This window comes from Aphanizomenon sp. CS-733/32 (genome assembly GCF_028330045.1).
Lineage (GTDB): Bacteria > Cyanobacteriota > Cyanobacteriia > Cyanobacteriales > Nostocaceae > Dolichospermum > Dolichospermum gracile.
The window spans coordinates 1-3,637 of sequence record NZ_JAQMSE010000201.1 but is presented as its reverse complement, the minus strand read 5'-3'; the positions used below and the strand labels follow the sequence as shown (position 1 = coordinate 3,637).

General features: G+C 43.1%; 2 protein-coding genes. Both read right to left on the bottom strand.

Annotated features, from left to right (window positions below):
• Positions 1–192: 192 nt before the first annotated feature.
• Positions 193–1,293, bottom strand: a complete 1,101-nt coding sequence (ruvB, locus tag PN471_RS16575) for a Holliday junction branch migration DNA helicase RuvB (protein WP_271777796.1) — start codon at positions 1,291–1,293, stop codon at positions 193–195.
• 718 nt (positions 1,294–2,011) lie between these two features.
• A complete protein-coding gene (locus PN471_RS16570; RefSeq protein ID WP_271777795.1) occupies positions 2,012–3,148 on the bottom strand; it encodes a cob(I)yrinic acid a,c-diamide adenosyltransferase in 1,137 nt (378 codons plus the stop codon).
• Between the last annotated feature and the right edge of the window lie 489 nt (positions 3,149–3,637).

The following is a 3,637-nucleotide window of genomic DNA, read 5'->3' as shown; positions in this document are numbered from 1 at the left end:
CGACTAGAAGTCGCAGCTACACAGACGAAACCCACCTTCGTGGGTTCAAAAGCCTTGATTTTTCGTTAGTCCACGCAGGTGGACTTTGTTTGTGTAGTAGCGATTTCTAATCGCCGGAAACTTTTCAAACATCCTCTTAGCCTAAGATCCCGGACAGATCCCCGACTTCTTAGAGAAGTCGGGGATCTTAGGCTACAGTAATGATAACTGTTCATTGGGTGGCTTAAACCCCATGTGCTGATAGGCGGCTTTAGTGACTATTCTCCCCCTGGGTGTGCGGCTTAAATAACCTATTTGCATTAAATATGGTTCGTAAACTTCTTCAATGGTTTGGGTGTCTTCCCCAGTGGTAGCAGCGATGGTTTCTAAGCCGACTGGACCACCATTAAAGTTTTCAATAATCACACTGAGCATTTTTCTATCTGTCCAATCTAAACCGCAAGGATCGACTTGGAATAGTTGTAATGCTTCCGCTGCCACAGTTGCACTTATTTCTATAAAGGATTTTACTTCTGCATAATCACGGACTCTTTTTAGTAGTCTATTAGCTATTCTTGGTGTCCCTCGTGAACGTTTGGCTATTTCTGTAGCTCCGTCTAAATTAACTGAAGTTTGTAATAATTCGGCGGTGCGAGTCACAATTTGAGTAAGTTCATCAACTTCATAAAAACGCAACTTTTGAATTAAGCCAAAGCGATCGCGCAATGGGGAAGTTAAAGCTCCGACGCGGGTTGTGGCCCCGACCAGGGTAAATTTAGACAAGGGTATACTTCTAATTCTGGCGCTAGAACCCTTACCTATAGTGATATCTAAGCGACAATCTTCCATGGCTGGATAGAGAATTTCCTCTGTCATCCGTGATAACCGATGAATTTCATCTATAAACAATACATCTCCTGGTTTCAGGTTCACCAATAACCCTACGATATCTCGTGGTCGTTCTAAAGCTGGGGCGCTGGTAATTTTGCAACTTACCCCCATTTCTGAGGCTAAAATCATCGCCATCGTGGTTTTACCTAAACCTGGTGGTCCATACAACAGCAAATGATCCATGACCTCATTCCTAGATTTAGCAGCTTTAATGGCTATATCTAAGACATCTTTTAAATCCTTTTGGCCGATGTAATCAACAAAGCGGTGGGGACGAATACTTTCTTCTGGTTTTCCTTGTTCATTAATAGCAGCTTCTGATTGCAACAGATTTTCTGCGGGGGGTACTTTGGCTGATTCCCGTTGCTTCCTGGGTTCTCCGTTGGGTTCTGGAGGCTGTTTTTTGGAGGAGATAATCGCCATAATTTTCAGGGATTTCAGAAGTACAGAAATGGGGGTTTAGTTATTCATAGGTAAGATTTAGTATAGGATATTTGGGGTTGGTTGAGAATACAGATATTTATTTAATTTTGTGAATTTACTATTGTAGGGCTTACGCATTGACAAAGGTTTCTAAATATGTAATGTAATGTGGATTTTATCTCTTGTAGGGTGCGTCAGACCCGGTAAATTGTCAGAATTAGGATGTCCGGGATTAAAGGATGAAACCAGGGCTTTTATTGCCATCATGGTAGTCGTTAGGTAATGGGACAGAATTAATTACACAACTGATTTTTCTGTTCCCTGTTTCCAGTTAAGAGTTCCCTCTCTCAACGAGTGAATTTAATTTTGTCCAACTACTTATTTGAATGAGGACGGGAAAACCCCGCCCATACAGCACTTACGGATGTTAAGCTGTTGTGCATTTACAGCAAATTGTCATCAAACCCGGAACAAGAACCCCAACCCCAACCCCCTCCCCGCAAGCGATGAGGGGGCTAAGATGTACCTTATATGATTGGAAATCGCTGTAATTTGTATAATTCTTGCGGGCAAGATGCCCGCACTACAAGAAATAATAATATCAGGATTATTGGATCTAGCTGCGTAATAGCTTATGAAGTCCAATGACCCCAACCCCCTCTCCGCAAGCGAGGAGGGGGCTAAGATGTAACTTATATAACTGAAAACCGCTGTATCTTTAGAAATCAACTCCGCGCTTCAATTCTATGCCTTGATTTGCATAGTGCTTATGACAGTAAACCTCAGAGTGAATACTAGCTAAATCAAAATAAGCGGGTTGGTTTTGACAGCGCCCAGTGATGATCACTTCTGTGTCACGAGGTTTGCGTAGCAGGGCTTGAACGATGGGATCAACAGGTAACAATTCTAAATCAACGGTGGGATTGAGTTCATCGAGAATAATCGTTTTATAGACACCAGAGGCGATCGCCATTTTGGCAATTTCCCAGCCTCTTTCGGCTTCTATATAGTCTAAATCTTGACGAGAATTTCGCCAAACAATGGCATCCCGTCCACAGCGTTGATGATCTACCACTTCAGGATAGGATTGTTGTAAAGCGGCGATCGCTGCGTCTTCAGTATAACCACTACCACCTTTGAGCCACTGCATAATTAATACACGGGTAGAACCAGGATGATTGATGCCTCTACCAATTGCTTGCAAAGCTTTACCCAAAGCACTAGTAGATTTACCCTTACCTGCCCCTGTATAAATTTCAATGCCTTCAATGAAAAGTTCTGCGGCTGTGGGGTGATGATGGGGTTTCATTTCCGAATGCAAATCCGCAATATCCAATAATTGGGGCGGTGCTGCGCGTCCAGTGGTAATGATTTCCAGTTCTTGGGGTTTAGATTTTAAAGTCTTGACTACCTCATCCACTGATAGCAAACCCAAGTCCAAAACCGGGTTAATTTCATCCAGGACAACTACTGAATACAACCCCGAAGCGATCGCCCCTTTGGCTACATCCCAACCCCTTGCAGCCTCTGTTTGATCAAAAGCGGTAATTTGATCATGACCAAAAAATTCGGCTCTCCCCGTGCGAACCTGATCAATTAAATGGGGGAAACCGCGCTGTAATGCAGCGATCGCTCCATCCTCATCATAATCCCGTTCTGGCCCTTTCAAAAACCGCAACAATAAAACCCGGCTAGAATCACTAGGTGTATTGATTCCCAACCCAATAGAGCGCAAAACCACCCCTAAAGCCGCTTGTGACTTACCTTTCCCAATACCATCATAGACGTGAATTTGACCCGTAAGCCGCTCAGAACGGACTTGCGCTGTGCGAATACCGATACCGTTCCTTGTCATCTTTTGAAAAGCTATAAAGTAGCAATTCTCTATCTTAACGAAACTAGAATCTAGTGCGGCAGGGGCATAAATAAATCAACTATCCCAAATCATTAAAAAGCCTATCCTGTCTTCGTTTTGACTTTTGATTTTTGACTTCCGCCCTGCGGTGGGCGGTTTGTATCTTTGCGTATCCAAGCTAGACAGATGTATTAATAAAATCAATCTAAATATCCAGTTACACTCAGATCATAAATGTCAGAACAATGAGATAATTGCCGATTATCCGTATTCTTTCAGTTATACTCTGTACAACTAACTCAAAAAAACCTAATCTCCAGATCCCCGACTTCTTGAAGAAGTCGGGGATCTAAGAGGATGTTTGAAAAGTTTCCGGCGATTAGAAATCGCTACTACACAAACAAAGTCCACCTGCGTGGACTAACGAAAAATCAAGGCTTTTGAACCCACGAAGGTGGGTTTCGTCTGTGTAGCTGCGACTTCTAGTCG